Origin of the sequence: Methanoculleus frigidifontis (assembly GCF_030464345.1) — an archaeon.
Taxonomy (GTDB): Archaea; Halobacteriota; Methanomicrobia; order Methanomicrobiales; family Methanoculleaceae; genus Methanoculleus_A; species Methanoculleus_A frigidifontis.
On sequence record NZ_VCYH01000026.1, the window covers coordinates 1 to 1,948 of the forward strand.

Genomic DNA, 1,948 nt, shown 5'->3' on the forward strand with positions numbered 1-1,948 from the left:
GACGGGTGAAGGCATCGTGCGCCGGAGAAGAACTATCGGCAGGCTGGCACCGTTCCGCTTCGGTACAGGTGAAGTAGTTCGAAGAAGCAGTCAGAAAGTTGATGTAATCAAGATCAGTGCACTTTGCACGGTTCATCAGGGAGACCTCCTCAGCGAAGGGTGGCTGAGGGGCAGAGATCCGTCTGAGATGATCGACTTTGCGGTCGACTGCGTAAGTCCTAAAAGGGATACATTTGAAGAGAGGCACAGTAAACACTTTCAACCTGCCTACCTCAACCTTTAATGTGAGATATGCTGTTAGGTGACTATTAGCCATGATAAATAAAAATGAACGAGCAGTTCTTTTTCTGATTGCTCATTATGGTAAAATCTCAAAAATGAAACTGGTCAAACTGATGTTTTTAATTTCGCAAGAGCGAAGCCTATACAACTTTGTCCCGTACAAGTATGGCCCTTTCTCATTTCAATTATATAGAGATCTGTCTCATCTCGAAAGATCGGCGAATATCTCAATAAAAGATGAATTCATCCATATCACCGACGCTGTATTTCCAAAACCGGACTTTTTTCTCCAGGAAATTATCTCCACATATGCCCATAAATTTCAGGATTACCCAGACATGGCCGTTGTCGATTACGTCTATAAGAATTTCCCCGAATATACAATATTCAGCAGATTGAGGCCGAAGAGGGATCAGATATCCGAACAGCGAGGAATCACCACAATAGGATATGAGGGTAAAGATGTCGACCAATTCTTCCAGACACTGATTGACAATCATGTCACTCTTCTTGTGGATGTTAGAAAGAACGCATTCAGCAGAAAGTATGGCTATTCCAAGGGGGCGTTGTCAAAGAATGTACAGAATATCGGCATCGGGTACATCCACATTCCCGAACTTGGAATAGAATCAAATCGAAGAAAGGATCTCAATCCAAATGATTATCAGGAGTTATTTAAGCAATACTCTTCAGAATTGGATTACAAAGACGACTTGATCGAAAAAATAAAGGTCTTAGGGCGTGAAGAGAAAATTGCCCTGATGTGCTTTGAAAAAGATGCCGACCGTTGCCATAGAGGAGTTATCGCAGACAGACTACGCAAGGAGGGGTGGGAGATTGCTGACTTGTGAGTTGGGAAAAAAAGCGAGTCTGGATTATTGTAAAGGCATATCCAGAATATAGCAGGAAGTATCGAGATTGGGTCGCCTGTACAGCAGGGATTACTGAAGATGGAGATTGGATTCGGCTATACCCCGTTCCCACGAGACACTATATAGGGGAGACAAAGATCAAAAAGTTTGATCTTGTTGAGATAGTCTGTCAGAAAGCCACGACCGAAAAACTCGCGAGAAAAGAAAGTTACAAGGTAAAAGAAGGCTCGGAGATAAAGATCGTAAGCCGCAGCTTGAGTGGTAATCCTACAAGTAAAATTTGGAAAGAACGCAACAAACTGATTCTCGATAAGATTGATCCCTCTCTGGATAATCTGAATCATAAATATCGGAAAGATAAGACCTCTCTTGGCTTGATAAAACCCAAACAAATTCTGGACTTTTACAGTCGCAAGAAATTGGAGATCTACGCGGGGCCACAGCAATATCAGCAGAATATTGATGGATCTAAAACTCCTGTAATTCAAAAAATTCCGCACACGCTTGCATACCGCTTCAAATGCTCTGATGATTGCCCAACCTGTATGAACGGTCAGCACGACATTCAGTGTGAAGACTGGGAATTAATCGAGGCATATCGTAAATGGGGTCATACGTATGGAGACATTCAGACATTATGGGAAAAACTGTACGAAAAATTTCATACGTATGAGGATTTCGAAAAACCGCCCTCTTCTCAAAAGTACTTTATAGTCCCGGATCGACCTGATCTCCATGAGCACGTTTACCAACTTCATAATTCGGCACGAATATGCCTCTCTTGCCGCCCTGGG

At 42.8% G+C, this 1,948-nt stretch carries 2 protein-coding genes and 1 pseudogene; 2 read left to right on the top strand and 1 reads right to left on the bottom strand.

Features of this window, described 5'->3' with window-relative positions; translation table 11 throughout:
• Positions 1-136: pseudogene (locus tag FGU65_RS15795) on the bottom strand (IS701 family transposase); the annotation flags it as partial.
• A 241-nt stretch (positions 137-377) separates the two neighbouring features.
• Here FGU65_RS15795 and FGU65_RS15800 point away from each other — a divergent pair.
• The gene (locus FGU65_RS15800) at positions 378-1,133 is read left to right on the top strand and encodes a DUF488 domain-containing protein (protein WP_301665459.1); all 756 of its coding nucleotides are present in this window, start codon (positions 378-380) and stop codon (positions 1,131-1,133) included.
• Positions 1,130-1,948 (top strand): DUF8758 domain-containing protein (locus FGU65_RS15805; RefSeq protein WP_301665460.1); only part of this gene is annotated, 819 nt, incomplete at its 3' end. The genes FGU65_RS15800 and FGU65_RS15805, both read left to right, overlap by 4 nt.